Genomic DNA, 23,176 nt, shown 5'->3' on the forward strand with positions numbered 1-23,176 from the left:
TTTTGCAGGACGCTTTCAATGACCACCGAAAAAACCACCGCCAATCCGATTGAAGATATCTACCCACTGTCGCCGTTGCAGCAAGGGATGCTGTTCCACTCCTTGCTGCACGAAGATTCCGGCGTATACCTGATGCAGGATCGCTACCGCATCGGCGGTGCCATTGATGAAGTGGCGTTCCTTGAATCGTGGCGCCAGGTGGTGGCGCTGCACCCTTCCCTGCGCGCCAGTTTTCAGTGGAAAACCCAGAAGCAACCGGTGCAAGTGATCCATCGCGAGGTCAAGGTGCCGCTGGACACCCTTGACCTGCGTGGGCTCGCCCCACACGAACAGGAAGCGCGGATCCGCACGTTGCTGGACGACGAGCAAAAAGTCGGTTTCAACCTGTCGAAGCCACCACTGATTCGCTTCCGTCTGGTGCGATTGGCCGATGAGTCCTACGAATTCATTCGCAGCTTCCACCACATCCTGATGGACGCCTGGTGCATTTCCCTGGTGACCGTGGACTTCCTCAAAGTCTACGAAGCGCTGTGCAACGACCGCACGCCTGAGCTCAAGAGCCCGCGGCCGTTCCGCGATTACATCCAGTGGCTGCAACGCCAGGATGCGGGCAAGGCCGAGCAATTCTGGCGCGGCCAGTTGCACGGGCTGAATGCGCCCACACCGTTGACCGTGGACAACGGCGTGACCCGCGACCGCTACACCGACGCGGTGCTGGTGGACGATCAACTGATTCACCTGAGCGAGCAGGAAACCCAGGCGCTGACGGCATTCTGTCGTAGCCGCCGGATCACTGCGAACACGTTCTTCCAAGGGGTCTGGTCGTTGCTGCTGTCGCGCTATAGCGGTCAACGGGACGTGCTGTTCGGCGTCACCGTGGCGGGCCGTCCGGCGGAGCTGACCGGGGTGGCAGAGATGATCGGCCTGTTTATCAACACCCTGCCGCTACGGGTGTCGGTGGATCCCGAAGCATCGCTTGGGCAGTGGCTGAGCGCGCTGCAAGGGATGAACGTCGACATGCGTGATTTTGAACACACGCCGCTGACCGACATTCAGGGCTGGAGCGATTTTCCCCGGGGCGAAACCCTGTTCGACAGTATCCTGGTGTTCGAAAACGCCCCGATTGACGAGCAGATTCTGGAAGGTGGTTTCCAGTTCAGCCTCGAAGGCATGGATCACAGCGTGCACACCCACTACGGTTTGACCGTGGTGATCCTGCCCGGCGAGCAGTTGGGCATTCGGGTGTCTTACGACCGCGAGCGTTTCGAGGCACCGACCGTGCAGCGCTTGCTTGGCCATATCGCCAGCCTGGTGCGCAGCATGCTTGCCGCACCGGAGGCGCTACTGGGCAGTTTCGAACTGCTGGCTGCCGATGAGCGCCAGCAACTGCTGGGTGAGTGGGCGGTAAACCCGCACGACTTCCCGCTGGATCACAGCTACGCCGAACTGTTTGCCCTCCAAGTCGCTCAACGCGGCGGGCAGATTGCCGCAATCTGTGACGGTGAATCCCTGACCTATGCCGAACTGGATCAGCGATCCACTCGCCTGGCCCACACCTTGCGCGAAGCCGGTGCCGGTGAAGATCAACTGGTCGCGCTGATGGCCCCGCGTGGTCTGGCGCTGTTGACCATGATGATTGCCGTGTTCAAGGCCGGCGCTGCGATGCTGCCGCTTGAAGTCAATCATCCGCCGGAACGCCTGCGGGAAATTCTCAGCCTGTCCCGTGCGCCGTTGCTGGTGGCCAGTGAAGGGTGCAGCGCGCTGCTCGATCAGTTGCTCAGCGGCCTCGATCAGGCGCCAAAAGCCCTGTTCGCCGAAGCCTGCTGGACCGATGGCAACGATATGCCGCTGCCATTGGCGGGCGGCCCGGACAGCCTGGCCTACGTGCTGTTCACCTCAGGTTCGACCGGTACGCCCAAAGGCGTGATGATCGAACAACGGGGCATGCTCAATAACATCTTCGGCAAAGTGCCGGCGCTGGGGTTGAGCGCCGAAGACCGGATTCCACAGACCGCTTCGGTGGCGTTCGACATTTCCGTGTGGCAGTTCCTTGCCGCGCCAGTACTGGGCGCCACGGTGCACATCCTGCCGGACGACGTGGCGCATGACCCACAACGCCTGCTGCAAGTGATCGCCTGCGAACGCCTCAGTGTGCTGGAAATCGTCCCGAGCCTGATGCGCACACTGCTTGCGCTGTGCCCGTGCGATCTGCAACTGCCCGACCTGCGCTGGGTGCTGCCCACTGGTGAAGCGCTGCCGCCGACCGTGGCCCGAGACTGGTTTGCACGCTTCCCCGACATCGCCTTGATGAACGCCTACGGTCCGGCCGAATGCGCCGACGACGTGGCCTTCCAGCCGATCTTCGAAGCACCGGACGCTAACGTCAGCCATATGCCCATCGGCCAGCCGACCGCCAACAACCGCTTGTACGTACTGGATGAAGCGTTGCGGCCGGTGCCAATTGGTGTCGCTGGGGAAATCTGTGTAGGAGGCGTCGGTGTCGGCCGTGGCTACCTGCACGATCCGCAGCGCACCGCTGATGCGTTCATCGACCATCCTCAGCTGGATGGTCGCCTGTACCGCACCGGCGACCTCGGGCGCTGGCGTGCCGATGGCGTGATCGAATACCTCGGCCGCCGCGACCAACAGGTGAAATTGCGTGGACACCGGATCGAACTGACCGAAATCGAACACCGTCTGGCCCAGCACCCGAACGTGCGCGAAGCCGCCGTTCTGCTGCGCGAAAACAGCGTTGGCGAAGCCTGGCTGGTGGCCTACTGGTCGGCCCATGACGATACGTTGGGCAACGACGGGCTACCCGAACACCTGCGCGCACAATTGCCGCCATACATGGTGCCGGCCGCGTTCGTGTGCCTGGAGCGCTTGCCGCTGAACAACAACGGCAAGGTCGATCGCAAGGCCCTGGCCGCCCAGGAACTGAACTGGCAGGCCGACACCCAGCAAAGCATCGCGCCGCGCAACGAGCTGGAAACCGCTGTGGCGAAAATCTGGGCCGACGTCCTGGGTCGCGACACCGTTGGCGTGGAAGACAATTTCTTCACCCTCGGCGGCCACTCGCTGCTGGCCACTCAGATCGTCGCGCGCCTGCGCAGCCATTTCAAACTCGACCTGCCGTTGCGGGTGCTGTTCGAACAACCGACGGTGGCGCTGCTGGCCGTGGCCATCGCCGCCCGCCAGGCCGACGCCGCCGCACCGCAAGCTGCCGCGATCAGCGCGCCGAAAGCCCAGGTGCGCCCGACGCTGCTGCCGCTGTCGTTCTCGCAACAGCGCCTGTGGTTCATCGAGCAACTGACGCCGGGCACGACGCTGTTCAACATCCCGTTCGCCCTGCACCTCAAAGGTGAACTCAACGTCGAAGCGCTGCACGCCAGCCTGAATGACTTGTTGGTGCGTCATGAAATCCTGCGTACCGGCATCCGCAGCACCGATGGCGTACCCAGCCAGCACATCAGTGAATCGCTGCACATTGCATTGCCGTTCGATGATTTGTCGGGCCTGGGCGCAACGGCTCGAGAAGGTGCGCAGTTCAATGCCCTGCAAGAAACCTTTGAGCAACCGTTCGACCTGACTTCACCGCCACTGCTGCGGGCGCGTCTGATACGTGTGGCGCGGGGTGAACACGTGCTGGGCATCGCCTTGCATCACCTGGTCTCGGACGCGTGGTCGGCGACCATCGCCCTGCGCGAGCTGGCCCTGGGTTACGAAGCCCGTTGCAACGGCGCCCCCGCCCAACTGCCGGCCTTGCCGGTGCAGTACGCCGACTTCGCCCTTTGGCAGCGCGAACACCTGCAAGGTGCCGAGCTCAAGCGCCAGCTCGATTACTGGACCACCACGCTGGATCGTCGCAACAGCGAAGGCAGTCCGTTGCTGGCACTGCCGACCGACCATCCACGGCCGTCGATGCAAACTTACCGTGCCGGGATCGTACAGCGTGAACTCAGTGCCGACCTCAGTGGCCGGGTGCAAGCCTTCGCCAGTCGCCTGGGCACCACGCCGTTCACCGTGTTGTTCGCCGGCTTCGCGGTGCTGATGCACCGTTTGAGTGGCGATGCCACGGTGCTGATCGGCACCCCGGTCACGCACCGCGAACAACCGGGCACCGAAGGCCTGCTCGGCATTTTGCTGAACAACCTGGCGATCCGTGCCGACTTTGAACCACAAGCAGATTTCACCGCGCTGGTGGGTCAGGTGGCCAAGCGTTTGCGCGAAGGCTTGCAGCATCAAGACCTGCCATTCGAGCAATTGGTCGACAGCCTGCAACTGCCACGCAGCCTCAGCCATGCGCCGCTGTATCAAGTGATGGTCGCGCAGCAATTGGCCATGGAGTCGCGCTTGCGCTTCCCGGGGCTGGAGTTCGAAGCCCTCGACACACCGCTCAAGCATTCCGAATGCGATCTGGATTTGCACGTGCTGTGCCCGGCCAATGCGCCGATTCAACTGGAGTTGATGTTCGCCCTGGACCTGTTCGCCGCCGACAGCGCCCGCCAGACCCTCGCCCGCCTGGAGCACTTGCTCGAGCAAATGCTCGCCGAGCCGCAACGCCCTGTGGCTGCCCTGCCACTGCTGATGGCCACGGAATGGCAGCGCACCGTGGTTGAGTGGAACCGCACCGAGATGGAGGTGCCACAGCACCTGACCTTTGCCCAGCTGTTTGAACAGCAGGCCGAACGCACACCGGAGCGTGACGCGCTGTGTTTCGAAGGTCGCAGCCTGAGCTACGCCGAACTGAACCGCCGGGCCAACCAGGTGGCGCATTACCTGCGCAGTCGCGGTGTGGTCGCCAATCGTCCGGTGGCGCTGTGTGTCGAGCGGTCGCTGGAGCTGTTGATCGGATTACTCGGCATTCTCAAAGCGGGTGGCGCCTACGTGCCGCTGGACCCGACCTACCCGGTGGATCGTCTGGCGTACATGCTCGAAGACGCGCAACCGGCATTGTTTCTCGGCCAGCAAGGCTTGATGGAACAGTTGGGCGCCGAACTGCCGCGTCTGCGGCTGGACAGCGACGCCGCCCTGTTCGCCGATCAACCGGACAGCAACCTCACGCCACTGGCCGGCCCCGATGACCTGGCCTACATCATGTACACCTCCGGTTCGACCGGTAAGCCCAAGGGCACGCTGGTTACCAACGGCTCGGTGGTCAACCTGGCCTGGGCGCGCATCCATGGCTTGTATCGCCGCTATACCGATCAGCCGATGCGCACCAGTTTCAACTACTCGTTTGCCTTCGACAGTTCGGTGGCCGAACTCATCTTGCTGCTCGACGGCCATAGCCTGTACCTGACTCCGGAAGACGTGCGCTACGACCCCGAGGCCCTGGCGCAGTTTTTCCGCGAAACCCGCCTGGAAGCCTTCGAATGCACTCCGGCGCAGCTCAAGGCCCTGCTCGAAAGTGACGGCGTGCGTCGTGGCGAAGTGTATTTGCCGCGCTTCGTTCTGTTTGGTGGCGATGCGGTGGATGCGCAGCTTTGGCAGCGTCTGCCGTCGATTGCCGGCAGCCGCTTCTTCAACACCTACGGTCCGACCGAATGCACGGTTGATGCGACCGGTTGCGCCGTCGACGATTTCCCGCAGCGTCCGATCATCGGGCGGCCAATCGCCAACGTGCGCACGTACGTACTCGATGCCTTCCTCAATCCGATGCCGGTCGGCGTACCGGGGGAACTGCACATCGGCGGTGCCGGCGTGACCCTGGGCTACCTCAATCGCACCGAACAGACCGCGAAGGTGTTCATCGACGACCCGTTCTCGCCGCTGGCGGGTGCGCGGATGTACAAGTCCGGCGATCTGGTGCGCTGGCTGCCCGACGGCCAGCTCGAATACCTGGGGCGCATGGACCATCAGGTGAAAATCCGTGGTTTCCGTGTCGAACTGGGTGAAATCGAAGCGCTGATCGGCGCCCAACCGGGCGTCCGTCAGGCGGTGGTATTGGCCCGTGAAGACGTGCCCGGCGACAAGCGTCTGGTGGCTTACGTCACCTGCGATCAGCAGGCCGACATCAACGCCTGGCGCAAAACCATCGGCGCCGCCCTGCCCGACTACATGGTGCCGTCGGCGTTTGTGCTGCTCGATGAGTTGCCGCTGACCGACAACGGCAAACTCAACCGCAAGGCCCTGCCTGCACCGGACATTCAGACTGAACCCGACGCCCAGGACCCACCGCGCACTGTCGCCGAACAACAACTCGCCGCCCTGTGGTCCGAGCTGTTGAACGTGCCGCTGACCCAGATTGGTCGCGACAGTCATTTCTTCTACCTCGGTGGTCATTCGTTGCTGGCGGCGGTGCTGTTTGCCCGTCTGCGCCAACAGTTCGCCACGGTTCCGCCACTGCGTGCAGTGTTCGAACACCCGACCCTTGATGCGCTGGCAGCCCTGTTGGGTGAGCCGCTGCAAGCCCCCGAGGCAACATTCATCCCGGTGGCACGTCCCGCCCGTTTGCCGTTGTCGTTCGAACAGCAACGCTTGTGGTTCCTCGAACAATTGAGTGCTGGCGGTGGCGAATACAACGTGGTCAGCGCCGTGCAGTTCGACGGCGAGCTGAACACCCAGGCCTTACAGTCGGCCCTGAGCAGCGTGGTTCAACGTCATGAAATCCTGCGCAGCCGTATCGTGCGTGAGACCGATGGCGAGTTGGCGCTGATCATCGAACCGCAGGTCAACCTCACCTTGCGCGTGGCAGCGCTGGATGCGGCGACTGACGACACCTGGCAACAGCTGACCGATGAGGCCATCCACGCCGAAACCGGACAGCGTTTCGACCTTGCCACCCAAGTGCCGATCCGCGCCACGCTGATACAACGCAGCGGCTGCACCCAGGCGTTGCTGTTACTGACCGTGCATCACTGCGCCACCGACGATGCCTCAAGCCAGAACCTGCTGGATGAACTGGCGCAGTTCTATACCGCACAATGCCAAGGCACCGTCGCCACACTGCCGAACCTGGCGTTGCAATACCCGGATTACGCGCTGTGGCAGCGTGAGTCCGGGCAACAGGCGTTGTTCCGCAGTCAACTCAAGTACTGGCGCACGCAACTGGAAGACGGCAATTACCTGTTGGACCTGCCCACCGAACAGGGGCGGCCTAACCAGCTCGACCCGGTCGCCGGCGCGGTACAACTGCAACTGCCGCCAGAACTGGTGGGACGCTTGCGGCAGTTCGCCCAGCAACGCGGCGCCACCCTGTACATGTTGATGCTCAGTGCGGCGCAGTTGTTGTTGGGACGTTACGCCAACCAACGCGACGTGCGGATCGGCAGCCCAGTGGCCCAGCGTCCGCTGGCTGAACTGCAGCCGCTGATCGGCTGCTTCGTCAACACCTTGGTAATGCGCGCCGACCTCGATCCGGCGCTGGATTTCGAAGGTTTGCTGAGCCATGTGCGCAACCGCGTGCTGGACGCGCAACAGCATCAGGACGTGCCGTTCGATCAGGTGGTCGAAAAACTGGCGCCGGAGCGCAGCCTCGGCCAGACGCCGCTGTTCCAGGTGTTGTTCGTGATGCAGAACGCCGACACTTCGGCCAGTCACTGGCCACAATTGCAGGTCCGCGAACGAGCGGTAACCGCTCAGGCGACCAAGTTCGATCTGAACTGGGAAGTGCATGACGGCGAGGTGCTGTCGGTGTTGCTCGAATACCGTGCCGCGCTGTTCAGCGAAACCACGGCCCGACGTTGGTTGGCGCAATGGCAACAATTGCTCGAAACAATGCTCGATGCTCCCCAGGCCCGCCTTGGCGACTGGTCACCGTTGACGGTGCCGGAGCGTCAACGCCAATTGATCGAGTGGAACGCGACCGAACGCGACTACAGCGGCCCGACCAACCTGCACACGGCCCTGACCCAACAAGTGGCCCTCAGCCCCAACGCCCCGGCGCTGGTGTTCGAAGGCCAGCGTCTGAGTTACGCAGAACTCGATCAACGCGCGCAAACCGTAGCCCGCGCCTTGCGCGCTGCCGGTATTGGCAGCGGCGCCATCGTTCCTGTGTGCATGGAGCGCTCCGTGGAAATGGTCGTGGCCTTGCTCGGCATCGTGCATGCTGGCGCGGCGTGGTTGCCGCTGGACCCGGAATTGCCGGCTGCACGGTTGGCGTTCCTGATCGCGGACGCTGATGCTCAGGTCACCTTGACCCAAGCGCAGTGGCTGGCGCGTTTGCCGGTCGGGCACAACGCCTGGACGCTGGATGCGTTGCCAAAAGCAGAAAGCGGTGAACCGATCAGCGTCAGCCCGAGCGACCTGGCCTACGTGCTCTACACCTCCGGCTCCACCGGCCAGCCAAAAGGCGTGATGAACGAACACGGCGCCTTGATGAACCGTCTGCACTGGATGCAAGACGCCTTCCCGATTGGCCCGAACGACCGCGTGTTGCAGAAAACCCCGTACAGCTTCGACGTGTCGGTATGGGAATTCTTCTGGCCATTGATCACTGGCGCCACCCTGGTGGTCGCTCGTCCGGACGGCCATCGCGACCCGGCGTACCTCAGTCAATTGATCCAGCAGGAACAGGTCACTACCCTGCACTTCGTACCGTCGATGCTGCGCGCCTTTGTCGAAGAGCCGAGCCTGGTCAACTGCCGCAGCCTGCGTCAGGTGTTCGCCAGCGGCGAAGCCCTGCCGGTGGACCTGGTGCGGCGTTTCATGACTCAACACCCGGCGGCACTGGTCAACCTCTACGGCCCGACCGAAGCGGCGATTGACGTCTCGGTATGGCGTTGTTCGGTGGACGACCTGATCGTGCCAATCGGCAAGCCGATCGCCAACCTGCGCCTGTACATCCTCGACGAGGCCATGCAGCCACTGCCCATCGGCAGCATTGGCGAGTTGTACATCGGCGGGGTCGGCGTGGCGCGCGGTTACCTGAAACGTGCGGACCTGACCGAGGAACGTTTCCTCGCCAGCCCGTTCATCGACGGCGATCGCCTGTACCGCACCGGCGACCGCTGCCGCTTCCTCGCCGATGGCAATATCGAATACCTCGGCCGTCTCGACCATCAGGTGAAACTGCGCGGCCAGAGGATTGAGCTGGGAGAAATCGACGCTGAATTGCTGGCGCAAACCGGCGTTCGTGACGCTGCCACGTTGTTGCTTGATCAGCGTCTGGTGAGTTTCTGGTGTGGTGAAGCCGATGAAGCCGCATTGCGCGCGGCATTGAGCGACAACTTGCCGTCGCACATGCTGCCAAGCCTCTTGGTGCAACTCGACAGCTTGCCGCTCAACAGCAACGGCAAACTCGATCGCAAGGCGCTGGCCGCCCTGCCATTGCCTGAAACCAAAAGCGACCAGCCACGCAGAGCGCCGCGCAACGCCACTGAAACGGCACTCTGCGAGTTGTTCAGCGAAGTGCTGGAATGCCCGTTGGTGGGGATCGACGATCACTTCTTCCACCTCGGCGGCCATTCCTTGCTGGCCACGCGACTGGTCGCCCGGGTTCGTGAACGCCTCGGCGCCAGCCTGCCGCTGGCGCTGGTGTTCGCCCAGCCGACGGTGGCGGCGCTGGCCGGTCATCTGCGCGCGGCGATGCCGGGTGAACTGATCACCGCGCAGCCGCGCCCGGCACAGTTGCCGCTGGGCCTGGCGCAGCAGCGGTTCTGGATGCTCAGCCGTCTGGTGCCGGATTCGCGTGAATATCACATGCCATTCGCCCTGACCTTGCATGGCGAGCTTCAAGTTCAGGCCTTGCGCGAGGCATTCGAACAAGTCAGCGAGCGCCATTTGGTGCTGCGCAGCCGCATCGTTGAAGTTGAAGGCGAGCCGCAGTTACTGATCGACAATCAGGGCCCGGCGCTCGCGGTCACTTCGGTCACCACACAAGACTGGGCGGTGGCGTGCGCCGATGCTCAGAACGAGCTGATGGCACCGTTCGACCTGGCCACCGCCGCACCTTGGCGTGCACACCTGTTGCAACGTCAGGACAGCGACGAAAGCCTGTTGCTGGTGTGCCTGCACCACAGCGCCACCGACGGTTGGGCGATGCAGTTGCTGATCGACGAATTGGCCCAGGCCTACAGCGCCGGCCTGAACGGACAGTCGCCTGCCTGGACCGCCCTGGACGTCGACTATGTTGATTTCGCCCTGTGGCAGCAGCACCCGGACACACAGGTTCGGCGCAATGACAGCCTGGATTACTGGAAAAATCACCTCGGCCAGGACGACTACCAACTCGATCTGCCTCTCGACCATCCACGCGGTGCCGAGGCGGATCGCCGCGCCCGGCAACTGACCATCAACCTCGGCGCCTCGCGTGCCGAAGCCATCCGCCAGTTCGCCCGCCAACGCGGCACCACCAGCTACGTGGTACTTGCGACGGCACTGAGTGCCTTGCTCGCACGCTACAGCGGTCAGCGTGAAATTCGCCTCGGCACCCCGGCCGATCAGCGCGATCAGCCGCAAACCCAAGCGTTGCTGGCGTGTCTGGTGAACACGCTGGTGATCCGTAGCGAAGTCAATCAACAGGCTCCGGCCGAGCAGTTGCTGGCCAGCCTCGAGGCAGATCTGCGCGCGGCCCAGGCCCATGCCGACCTGCCGTTTGCAACACTGGTCGGCGCCGTGGCCCAGCGCCGCGACCTGAACCGCACGCCGCTGTTCCAGGTGATGTTCTCCCTCAACCACGGCCGCATGGACAGCAGCCAATGGCCAGGCCTGAACATCGAAGAGCAGACGCTGCCGGTGATCGACGCCAAGTTCGAACAGAGCTGGGAAGTCCAGGACGATGGCAGCGACATGATCCTCGCACTGGAATACCAGGCGGCGCTGTTTGACGAATTGACGATGCAGCGCTGGAGCGCGCAATGGTGCGCGTTGCTGGACGCACTGGTGGCGACGCCAGCCCGGACGCTGGTCGAGTTGTTCCCGCAACAACAGGATCAGCAGCAACTGGATCGCTGGAACGCGACCGAACGTCATTACAGCGGCCCGACCAATCTGCACACGGCCCTGACCCAGCAAGCGGCCCTCAGCCCCAACGCCCCGGCGCTGGTGTTCGAAGGCCAGCGCCTGAGTTATGCCGAGCTCGATCAACGCGCGCAAACCGTGGCCAAAGCCTTGCGCGCTGCCGGTATTGGCAGCGGCGCCATCGTTCCTGTGTGCATGGAGCGCTCCGTGGAAATGGTCGTGGCCTTGCTCGGCATCGTGCATGCTGGCGCGGCGTGGTTGCCGCTGGACCCGGAATTGCCGGCTGCACGGTTGGCGTTCCTGATCGCGGACGCTGATGCTCAGGTCACCTTGACCCAAGCGCAGTGGCTGGCGCGTTTGCCGGTCGGGCACAACGCCTGGACGCTGGATACGTTGCCAAAAGCAGAAAGCGGTGAACCGATCAGCGTCAGCCCGAGCGACCTGGCCTACGTGCTCTACACCTCCGGTTCCACCGGCCAACCGAAAGGCGTGATGAACGAACACGGCGCCTTGATGAACCGTCTGCACTGGATGCAGGACGCCTTCCCGATTGGCCCGAACGACCGCGTCTTGCAGAAAACCCCGTACAGCTTCGACGTGTCGGTGTGGGAATTCTTCTGGCCGCTGATCACCGGCGCCACCCTGGTGATCGCTCGCCCGGACGGCCATCGTGACCCGGCGTACCTCAGCCAATTGATCCAGCAAGAGCAGGTCACCACCCTGCACTTCGTGCCGTCGATGCTGCGAGCCTTTGTCGAAGAACCGAGCCTGGTCAACTGCCACAGCCTGCGTCAGGTGTTCGCCAGCGGCGAAGCGCTGCCGGTGGATCTGGTGCGGCGTTTCATGACTCAACACCGGGCGGCACTGGTCAACCTCTATGGCCCGACCGAAGCGGCCATCGACGTCTCGGTATGGCGCTGTTCGGTGGACGACCTGATCGTGCCGATTGGCAAACCGATCGCCAACCTGCGTTTGTACATCCTCGACGAGGTGCAACAACCTCTGCCAATAGGCAGTATCGGCGAGCTGTACATCGGCGGGGTCGGCGTGGCGCGCGGTTACCTGAAACGTGCGGACCTGACCGAGGAACGTTTCCTGGCCAGCCCGTTCATCGACGGTGATCGCCTGTACCGCACCGGCGACCGCTGCCGCTTCCTCGCCGATGGCAACATCGAGTACCTCGGCCGTCTCGACCATCAGGTGAAGCTGCGCGGTCAGCGGATCGAACTGGGGGAAATCGATGCGGCGCTGTTGAACCAGCCTGGTATCACTGGTGCCTGCACCCTGGTGATCGACAACCGCTTGGTGGCGTTCTACAGCAGCAGCGCCGCGCAATCGGAGCTGGGCGCGCTGCTCACCGCCGAGTTGCCGGCGTACATGGTGCCGGCGGTGTGGGTCGAAGTGCCGGCCCTGCCCCTGACCACCAACGGCAAGATCGACCGAAAGGCCTTGGCCAACCGGCCACTGCCGCAGACTCAGGAAGACCACGTCGCACCGCGCAACGAACTGGAAGCCCTGCTCTGCCAGTTGTTCGGTGAACTGCTTGGCGAAGCCTTGACCGGTGGCCGTGAAGTCGGGACTTCGGACAGCTTCTTCGCCCTGGGCGGTGACTCGATTCTCGGTCTGAAACTGATCTCGCGACTGCGTGAACAGGGTTATTCGCTCACGCCAAAAGACCTGTTCCGTTCGCCGACCCCGGCGGCATTGGCTCAAGTGGCCAGTCCGTTGCTGACGCTGGCCGAACAAGGCGATGTGACCGGTGCGATGCCGCTGATGCCGTTGCATCAGTGGTTCTTCGACCAACAGCAGCCGCAGGCCGCGCACTGGAATCAATCGGTGCTGGCCGACAGCGACCGGCGTCTACAGCCAGACCTCGTGCAGGCGACCCTTGACCGTCTGGTCGCCCACCACGATGCATTGCGCTTGCGTTTCACTGAGGTTGACGGGCAATGGCAGGCGCAGATCGCGCCGGTTGAACCTGCACAATTGACGTGCTGCGAACACCTGGAGCAACTGCAACAGGTCGCGCAAAGCCTGGACCTGCAACACGGTCCGCTGTTCGCCGCTGCGTTGCTCGAAGGCGAGCCGCAACGTTTGTATCTGGTCGCGCATCACCTGGTCGTCGACGCGGTGTCATGGACGCCGTTACTGGAAGATTTCCAGCAGCTGTATCAAGGGCTGGAACGTGGCGAGAACCCGCGTCTGCCGGCGAAAACCACGTCCTACCGGCAATGGGCCGAGTATCTGCACGCCCATGCCGCTGCGGTCAGCGCCGAACAGCGCTACTGGAACGCCCAGATCACTGCGAACAGTGCGCCGGTGGCCACGGTTGCCGAGCGTCAAACCTTGTCGGCCCGTTGGGATGCGGCTCGCACTCATCAATGGCTGACCGAGTCCCACGCCGCGTATCGCACGCAACCGGAAGAACTGCTGATTGCCGCCCTCGCCGCTACACTGGCGGAAGCCGAAAGCCGTGCCGACATCCTGGTGGATCTGGAGCGCCATGGTCGCGATGCGCCGTTTGAGGGCCTGGATGTCAGCCGCACCGTCGGCTGGTTCACCACCCTGTACCCGCTGCGCGTGAATTCCAGCGGTGCCCCCGGCGACCGGGTGCGCAACGCCAAGGAGGCCTTGCGCGCCGTGCCGGGTCAGGGCCTCGGGCACGGACTGCTGCGTCAGCGCGGCGAGTTGCCGTGGGGGCGTGGCGATGTGTTGTTCAACTACCTGGGGCATGAGCAAACGCCACAGGGCTGGTTGCGCGCCAGCACCTTGACCCCTCCGCCGGAAGTGGCGTTGGCCAACCGGGTGACCCACGGCCGCGAAGTGGTGGCCTGGCTGGAAGACGGTGTGCTGCGTGTCGAATGGCACAGCGTCACCCCGGCCGCCGACAGCCGCTTGCCCGCTCGCCTGCTGGAACACCTGCAAGCACTGGTCGGGCATTGCCTCGACCCGCAGGCCGGGACGCTGATGCCGTCGGACTTCCCGCTGGCCAAAGGCATGAACCAGGCGACCCTCGACACCCTGCTCAAACGCCTGGGGCCGAAGAAGTGAGCCCCGACCTCGACCTGAATTTGACTTCGGAGTGCGCCGCTCACGGCGCACGTGCCTCTACGATTTTCTGGATTGAACACTGCTGCCATGCATGACCAAATCGAAAACATCTATTCGCTGACGCCGCTGCAAAAAGGCCTGCTGTACCACGAAGCCTATGCACCGGAATCCCGGGTTTATTACCAGCAAATGAACATCGGCCTGGCCGGTGAGCTCGACCTCGACGCGTTCCGCCAGGCCTGGATTGCGCTGATGCAACGCCACGCGGTATTGCGCACGGCGTTTCTCTGGGAAGAGCTGGACGACGCTTATCAGGTCATCCTCAAGGAAGTCGATCTGCCGTTGCGCGAAGTCGATTTGCGCGGTAACCCGCAAGGGCTGGCGGCCCTGGCGGCAGAAGATCACGCACAAGCTTTCGAACTGGGTGCCGCGCCGCTGATGCGCTTGACCCTGGCGCGTCTGGACGATGTGAACGGACAAGCGCAGTGGTCGCTGGTATGGACGCACCATCACCTGTTGCTCGACGGCTGGAGCGTCGGTTCGCTGCTGGCGGACTGGCGCGATCTTTATCGCGCGGCCCGTCGCGGGCAAAACGCGGCATTGGAAGCGGTGCGACCGTTCCAGGACTACGTGGCCTACCTCAGCGAACGCCCATCCGCCGATGAGTTCTGGCGCAGTCGCCTGGCGGATTTCGCCAACACCACTCGCGTGCCCGAGTCGGACCCGCGTGGCCTGCTCGCCGACCCTGTGGACGCGCACCTGCCCTGCACCGAACACCAGCGTGTGCTGGATGCCGCAACGACTGCGCGCCTGAGTAGCTTCGCCCGTGACAACAACCTGACCGTCAACACCCTGCTGCAAGCGGCGTACGCTTACCTGCTGGGGCGCCATAACGGCAGCGACGAAGCCTTGATCGGCGTCACCGTCGCCGGGCGTCCACAGCGCCTGAGCGGTGTCGAGCGCATGGTTGGTCTGTTCATCAATACCCTGCCGCTACGGGTGCGCTGGGACGAGGCGCCGACCGTTGGCCAATGGCTGGCGGGCATCCAGGACTGGAACGCCGAGATGCGAGAGCATGAACACACGCCGCTCGCCAGTCTGCGGGCCTTGACCGCGCTGCCGCCCGGTGGCGAGTTGTTCGAAGCAATCATGGTGTTCGAAAACTTCCCGTTCCCCCGGGAGCTGGATCAGATCGACGAGGGCCTCGTCGGGCTGGCGGATGACGAACACAAAGCGCCGTTGCGCCACACCGGCGGGCGCAACAACTACCCGATGTCGCTGATCGCTTCGATGGAAAGCGACAGTTTGCACCTGCACTTGGTGCATCAGCGCAAACGCTTGTCCGATGCGGCCGGCACTCGCCTGATGGAGCAGTTGGTAACGCTGCTCGACGAACTGAGCCGCGACGCCAACCGGCCACTGGCCGAAGTGCCGTTGTGCCCGATGCAGGAACTGAACCTGACCCGCACCTGGGGCAACGGCGCGACCCTTGAAGTGCCGGATGCTCCGCTGCATGAATTGATCGCCGCTCAGGCCCGCCGCCATCCCGAGCGTGAAGCCGTGCGCGACACACATGGCGCATTGAGCTACGGCGAGCTGCTTGAAGCCTCGACTGGACTGGCCAACGCCTTGCGCCAGAGCGGTGTGCAACACGGTGATCGCGTCGCGCTGGCCCTGCCCCGTAGCAACGACGCAGTGATCGCGCTATTGGCGGTAATGCAGGCCGGCGCTTGCTTCCTGCCGCTGGACCTGGGCCAACCGGCCTCGCGCCTGGGTGCGCTGATGGCCAGTGCCGATGTGAATTTCATCATCGGCGTGCCGACCTTCGACATCGCCTCTGCGCAGGTGATCGAGGCCTCGGCCCGCGCCACCGGGATCGACCTGCCCGCGGTGGATCAACAGGCCTGCGCCTATGTGATCTACACCTCAGGGTCCACCGGGACGCCGAAAGGTGTGCGCCTGTCCCATCGCGCCATCGTCGCTTATGTCAGCGGCATTCTGGCCGAACTGGGTTGTGCCGAGGCTGAACAACCGTGGCGCCATGCGCTGCTATCGACCTTCGCGGCGGACCTCGGTTACACCCAGTTGTTCGGTGCGCTGGTCAGTGGTGGCAGCTTGCTGCTGGTGGACGACGATACCCGCGCTGACCCGAACGCCCTGGCCCAGTGCTTTGCCGACTTCACCCCGGACCTGGTCAAGCTCACGCCCAACCACCTGCACGGTCTGCTCGCCGCGCATCCTGACGTGCGTCTGCTGCCGCGCCGCGCCTTGTTGCTCGGTGGCGAAGCGCTGCACGGCTCGCTGCTGGACACTATCCGTGCGCTGCGCCCGGAACTCGCGGTCTACAACCACTACGGCCCAACCGAAAGCGCCGTCGGCATTTGCCTGTCGCGCATCGTCCAGCCATTGGCCGGCGTACAACCGCTGGGCCATCCGCAACCGAACCGGCTCCTGCGGGTACTCGACAGCCACGGTCACACCGTGCCGGTCGGTGTGCCGGGTGAATTGTGGGTCGGTGGCGAAGGTCTGGCCATCGACTACCTGGGTGATCCGGTGCAAACCGCCGCACGCTTCACCGCCGTTGCCGACCTGCCCCGCGCCTACCGCACCGGCGACCGTGTGCGCTGGCTGGAATCCGGTGAACTGGCGTTCCTCGGGCGCGTCGACAACCAGGTCAAATTGCGCGGTTACCGCATTGAGCTGGGCGAAGTCGAAGCGCAAATCAAACGCCTGTCGAGCAACATTCAGCAAGTGCTGGTCCGTGTGGTGCAACCGGCCAACGAGACGCCGCGCCTGATTGCCTGGCTGGTGGCCAGCACCTCAATGTCGGCGGACAAACTGCGTTATGACCTGGCCCTGCGCGTACCGGATTACATGGTGCCGGCAGACTTCATCGCCCTGGATGCCATCCCGCTGAACGCTAACGGCAAACCGGACATCGCTAGCCTGCCACTGCCCGATGCCCCTACCAGTCAGGACAATTACGAAGCCCCGCGTGACGCGGTGGAAATCGCCTTCGCCGAGATCTGGCAGGATGTGTTGCGAGTCGAGCGCGTGGGGATTCACGACAACTTCTTCGCCTTGGGCGGCGATTCTATTCTCAACCTGCAAATCATTGCCCGTGCTCACCAGCGCGGCATGAAGCTGACCCCCAAGCAGTTGTTCGAAAACCGCACCATCGCTGAAATTTCGGCGGTCATCAGCCAAGGCGCGAACTACAGCCGCGACACCACCAGCGCTGCGCGCAATGTACCGCTGACCGCAGGTCAACACGCCCGTCTCGAAGCCGGGCCGTTGGCGGCGGACTGGCGCTGCGTGGCGCTGAATACGCCGATCAGCCTCGAAGTGCTGAACCGCGCCGTGCAGGCTCTGCAACAGCAACACCGTGCACTGCAACTGGGCCTGACCCAACAAGCGGACGGAAGCTGGGCGCAAACCCTGCCGAGCACACCGAAACCGGTCAGTGCCAGCCGCCAGCCGTTCGACACTGACAACCTGAGCGCACTGGCCGAAAACGTCCTGGCCACACTGGATCACGCATCAGGCGAAGGCTGGCACGCGTGCCTGTCGGAACAAGGCGACGCCGTGCTGTTGGTGTCTCATGCACTGCGCCTGGATGCTGCTTCCTGGGCGTTGTTGATGACTGACCTGACGCTGGCCGTGGCTCAAGCGCAATACGATCGTACGATTGAATTGCCGCGTCACGGTGGTCATCTCGATGAATGGGCCGAACATCAAAACCTTTGTGCCCGCGATGAAGACGGGCTGGAATCGGCCTGGGAATACTGGCTGCAATACGCTGGTGAAACCCTGCCGTCCGTCCCACAACCGGATGACCTGACCACTGAGAGCCGCGTACAGATTTCGGCGCCACTCAGCGTTCGTCTGAACCTGCTGCAACGCCGCAGCCACGCGCCTTGGGCATCGCTGGTGGCCACCGCTGTCGCGGCGGAACTGGCGCAGCAAAGTGCCGAACAGGACATCTGGCTGAGCCTGGATCGCGGTCGCTGCGAGCGGGCCCGTTTGCCGCTCAGCAGTGCCCTGAGCCGTACCGACTTCAACCCGGCGACGGTGATCGGTGCGCTGAGCCACGCCGTTCCGCTGCGTCTGAACGTGACACCCGGCGCCAACGCCGCGCAATTGCTTGCACAGGTCGACGCGCAACTGGCTGCCGCCCCGCACACCGGGGACGACTACGGTGTGCTGCGTTATCTCGCTGACAACGACTACTTGCGCGAACCGCTGCTGAGCCTGCCGCAGCCCACCGTGCATATTGTCATGGCCGGCGAATGGCAAGCCCCTGAGGGGCCGTTGGGCGAGGTCATCGCCGCCAGCGCGCCAATCGATGGCGCCGGGCTGACCCTGTCCGTCAGCCTGCAACACGGTCAACTGCAAATCGATTGCCGTGGCCCAGGCGCAGAACACTGGGCCGAGGCACTGGAGCAGCGTCTGGCCCTGCTGGCTGCCAACGCCGAGCAAGCCATCCCGGGTGCCCACGCGTTCCCGTTGTGCCGCGCCGCCGGTCACGACCTCACAGCCCTCGGTGCAAACTTCGACTGGGCCGGCATCGACGACTTGCTGCCCCTGTCGCCCATGCAGGAAGGCATGTTGCTGCACACCCTGCTACGTCCCAACAGCGGCATCTACCTGATGCAGCAACGTTATCGCTGGGACGGCGCACTGGACCGCAGCGCCATCGAATTCGCCTGGGCGCAGCAACTGGCCCGGCATCCGATGCTGCGCACCGGTTTCTGGTGGCAGGACGGCAAGGCAGCGCTGCAATGTGTCTACCACGACACCGACCCGGCCTTCGCCTGGTACGACTGGCGTCACCTCGACGAAGCAAGCCGCCAACGTCAACTGGACGCCGTGCTGGACGCCGAATGCCGGCAGGGTTTCGACATGCGCCGCCCACCGCTGACCTTTCTTCGGGTGTTCCAGGTGGCCGATCAGGAGTTCCTGATCGTGCGCAGCTTCCACCACATCCTGACCGATGCCTGGTGCTTCGGCCTGTTGATGGCCGACCTGTTCGCCCATTACCAGGCTCGCGTACTCGGCCAGCCTGTGGCGCGTCCGTTGCTGCCGTCGTTCAGCAATTACATCCATTGGCTGCAATGCCAGGACACGTCCATCACTGAACAATTCTGGACCCGCGAACTGGCCGGTTTCAGCGCACCGACGCCGTTGGTGGTGGATCGTCCGGCCGTGACCGAGCAGGCGGTCGAAGCGGTGGCCAACCTTGACGTGACCCTGTCGATTGTCGACACCCGCGCCTTGACAGCGTTGTGCCAGCAGCACCAGCTCACGCCCAACACCTGGATTCAGGGCGCCTGGGCCTTGCTGTTGTCCCGCTATAGCGGCAGCGATGACGTGCTGTTCGGCGTTACGGTGTCGGGACGTCCGGCCGATTTGCCGGGCGTGGAAGACATCGTCGGGTTGTTCATTAACAGCCTGCCGCTGCGGGTCAAGGTTGACGACTCGCAAACCGTGGTGCCGTGGCTACAAGCGTTGTTCGCGCACAACTACGAGCTGCGCGCCTACGAACATGCACCGCTGGTGGACATTCAGCGCTGGAGTGAAATCGAGCACGGTCGCTCGCTGTTCGACAGCCTGGTGGTGTTCGAAAACGCGCCGTTCGACGCAGGTCTATCGGATCGTCAAGTCGACTTCAACGTTGATATCTATGAAGACCGCGTGCACACCAACTACCCGATGACCGTGGTGCTCTACCCCGGTGATCGGCTGGGCATTCGCCTGACTTACGACGCCTCACGTTTTGACACCGACACCGTGCAGCGCATGCTCGGCCATTTGCGTCAGTTGCTTACGCAAATGGTTGCCCAGCCTGACGCGCCACTGGCCTCGCTGTCGTTGTTGACGCCGGATGAACGCCAGACCCTGCTGGTGGACTGGAACCGTAGTGAACTGGACTTCCCGCTGGATCAAACCTACCCCGAACTGTTCGCCCGACAAGTGGCGGAGCATCCGCAGCGCATTGCTGCCGTGTGTGGTGCCAACAGCTTGAGCTACGCCGAGCTGGATCAGCGCTCGAACCGCCTGGCTCGTGCGCTGATCGAAACCGGTGCCGGTCGCGACACGCTGGTGGCGCTGGCCGCTGAACGCGGCCTGCCATTGCTGAGCATGATGATTGCGGTGCTCAAGGCAGGCGCGGCCTACCTGCCGCTGGACATCAAGCATCCGCCTCAGCGCCTGAGCGAAATTCTCGAACTGTCCGGGGCGACGATTCTGTTGACCAGTGACAGTGCCGACGCGGTCATCGACCCAGCACTGGCCGCGAGCACCGCGACTCCGCGCCGCCTGCGCACCGAAGCCCTATGGCTGGCGGGCGATGCAACGCCACTGAACGTCACAGGCAGCCCCGACGATCTGGCCTACGTGATCTTCACCTCAGGCTCCACCGGCACGCCCAAAGGGGCCATGGTCGAGCAAGGGGGCATGCTCAACAACATCTTCGGCAAGGTGCCGACCCTGGGCCTGTCGAGCGAAGACCGGATTGCCCAGACCGCCTCCCCGGCGTTCGACATTTCGGTCTGGCAGTTCCTCGCCGCACCCATCCTTGGCGCCACCGTGCACATCCTGCCGGACGTGATCGCCCACGACCCCGAGCGCCTGCTGCAAGCGCTGGAGCACCAACAATTGTCAGTGCTCGAAGCCGTGCCGACGATGATCCGTGCCCTGCTCGACCTCGCCAGCACCGACACGCAACTGTCGGCGCTGCGCTGGTTGCTGCCGACCGGCGAAGCCCTGCCTCCAGCGCTGGCCCAGGCCTGGCTGAGCCGCTTTGCCCATGTGCCGCTGATGAACGCCTATGGTCCGGCGGAATGCTCGGACGACGTGGCGTTCCACCCGCTGACCGCTGTGCCTGAAGAAGGCGGCAACGCCATGCCAATTGGCCGGCCGACCGCCAACAATCATCTGTACCTGGTGGATGCCGCGTTGCGGCCAGTGCCAGTGGGTGTACCGGGGGAAATCTGCGTTGGTGGCATCGGCGTCGGTCGTGGTTACCTGAACGATCCGGAGAAAACCCAGGCTGCGTTCGTCGCACATCCATTCGAACCCGGCGCGCGTTTCTACCGCACCGGTGACCTGGGTCGCTGGCGTGCGGACGGAGTGATCGAGTTCCTCGGTCGCCGTGATCAGCAGGTTAAAATCCGCGGTCACCGCATCGAATTGGGGGAAATCGAAGATCATCTGGGACGTCATCCCGCCGTGCAAGCCGTGGCCGTGATCGTCAACGCCGACCAACGTGGCGACTTGCAACTGGTCGCCTACTGGACCGGCGATGACACGCCGGTGGCGGTGCTGCGCGAATGGCTGAGCCAACGTCTGCCGTCGTACATGGTGCCGGCCCATTGGCAACAGCTGGACGCGCTGCCGCAGAACACCAACGGCAAGGTCGACCGCAAAGGGTTGACTGCACGTGCGCTGGACAGCAACGACCTGAGCGAGCAACGGCCGCTGCGCAGCGACACCGAACAGCAACTGGGCGCGATATGGGCGCAGATTCTCAATGAGACGGCGATCGGTGCCGACGACAATTTCTTCGCCCTCGGCGGACACTCATTGCTGGCGACGCTGGTGGTCTCGCGGATTCGCAGCCAACTCGCGGTGGACCTGCCACTGCGTGCAGTCTTCGATCATCCGGTATTGGAAAACCTGGCCCGCGCAATCGACAGCGCCCGCTTGCAGGGGGCACCTTTGGCCCTGCCTGCGATCTCTGCGGCAGACCGTTCGCGACCGCTGCCGCTATCGTTTGCCCAACAACGTCTGTGGTTCCTGGAGCAACTGAATCCTGGCTCCAGCGGTTTCAATATTCCGTTCGCCCTGACCCTGACCGGGGCACTGAATGTCGAAGCCCTGCGCCTGGCGTTCGAACAACTGATCGCGCGCCATGAAGTGCTGCGCAGCACCGTGCACAGCGATCACGGTGAACCCTGGCAGCGGATCGAAGCGGCGCAGGCGTTTGCCTTGCCGATCAGCAATCTGCAACAGGTCTCGGCGCAGGAACAGGAGCCGGCCATCCAGTTGCAATTGGCCGAGGTCTTCGGCCAGCCGTTCGACTTGACCCAAGCGCCATTGATTCGTGCGCGGTTGCTGAAACTGGACGCGCAGACTCATGTGTTGACCATTGCCATGCACCACATTGCGGTGGACGCCTGGTCCATTGCGCAACTGGTAGATCAACTGGCCACGGACTACATCGGTTTCGGCACCACGGCTGCCCGCATCGAAACCCCGGCCCTGCAATACGCCGACTTCGCCGTGTGGCAACGCACGCACCTGCCGGGTCCGGTCTGGCAGCAACAACTGGCCTACTGGCGCCAGCAGTTGCAAGCCAGCCCGGCGCCGCTGTTGTTGCCGGGTGCTCAAGCTCGCGACCACGGCAAGTGCGCGCGTCATCGCCGTCGCTTGCCCGCGTCATTGGCTCAGGCCATCGGCGAGTTGGCCACGGCTCGCGAGGCTTCGCCGTTCATGGTGTTGCACAGCGCGCTGAACGTGTTGCTGCATCAGCAGACCGGACGCGAAGACCTGCTGGTCGGCACCGACATCGCCAACCGTCATCAGCAACAGACCGAAGACATGGTCGGCTTCTTCGTCAACCAGTTGGTGCTGCGTTGCCGCGTCGCGCCGCAGCAGACTTTCGATCAATTGCTGAGCGATGCCCGCCGCGTGGCGCTGGATGCCTTTGCCCATCAGGATTTGCCGTTCGACGCCTTGGTGGCCGACCTGCTTCCACAGCGGGATGCGCGTTACACGCCGTTCTTCCAGGTCAAACTGGTGGTGCAGAACACCCGTCAGCAGGACCTGCATTTGCCGGGTCTGGCGATCAGCGAGCGGGAACTTGAGCCGCAAGCTTCGGATGTGGACCTGCTGATCAACGTCGTGGATGACGGTGAAGGCTTGCTGGTGGTTTACGACTACGACACCGGGCGTTACGCCAGTGCCTACGTCGAATTGCTCGACAGCCTGTTCGTCTGCCTGCTGGAGCAACTCGTGCTGAATGCTGACACCAGCGTCGCTCAGTTGTTGGTGCCACTCAATCAACTGCAACAGACCCGCCGCGAGCTGGCTCAAGCTGCGCTGCGTGAAGCCGGTAGCGCGCGCCAGAGCACCCTGGGCCAGGCCCGTCGCCGCAGCGTCGTGAAGGATGCCGAACAATGATGGTCATCGGCCAATCGACGCTCATGTCCCACTTTTTTGC

At 63.6% G+C, this 23,176-nt stretch carries 2 protein-coding genes; both read left to right on the forward strand.

Features of this window, described 5'->3' with window-relative positions; translation table 11 throughout:
• The first annotated feature begins 18 nt into the window (after positions 1–18).
• On the forward strand, positions 19–13,953 hold the full coding sequence (locus ACIQU2_RS06830) for a non-ribosomal peptide synthase/polyketide synthase (protein WP_403139551.1): 13,935 nt from the start codon (positions 19–21) through the stop codon (positions 13,951–13,953).
• Positions 13,954–14,040: 87 nt separating this feature from the next.
• Entirely contained in the window at positions 14,041–23,136 is a 9,096-nt protein-coding gene (locus ACIQU2_RS06835; protein ID WP_403139553.1) for an amino acid adenylation domain-containing protein, read from the forward strand.
• Positions 23,137–23,176 lie beyond the last annotated feature (40 nt).

This window comes from Pseudomonas sp. NPDC098740 (assembly GCF_044760065.1).
In the GTDB taxonomy this organism is placed as follows: domain Bacteria; phylum Pseudomonadota; class Gammaproteobacteria; order Pseudomonadales; family Pseudomonadaceae; genus Aquipseudomonas; species Aquipseudomonas rossensis.

Bases quoted from the DNA above. Each gene is read 5' to 3' on its own strand.
- ACIQU2_RS06835 (WP_403139553.1), top strand. From the start codon at position 14,041: ATGCATGACCAAATCGAAAACATCTATTCGCTGACGCCGCTGCAAAAA.
- ACIQU2_RS06830 (WP_403139551.1), top strand. From the start codon at position 19: ATGACCACCGAAAAAACCACCGCCAATCCGATTGAAGATATCTACCCA.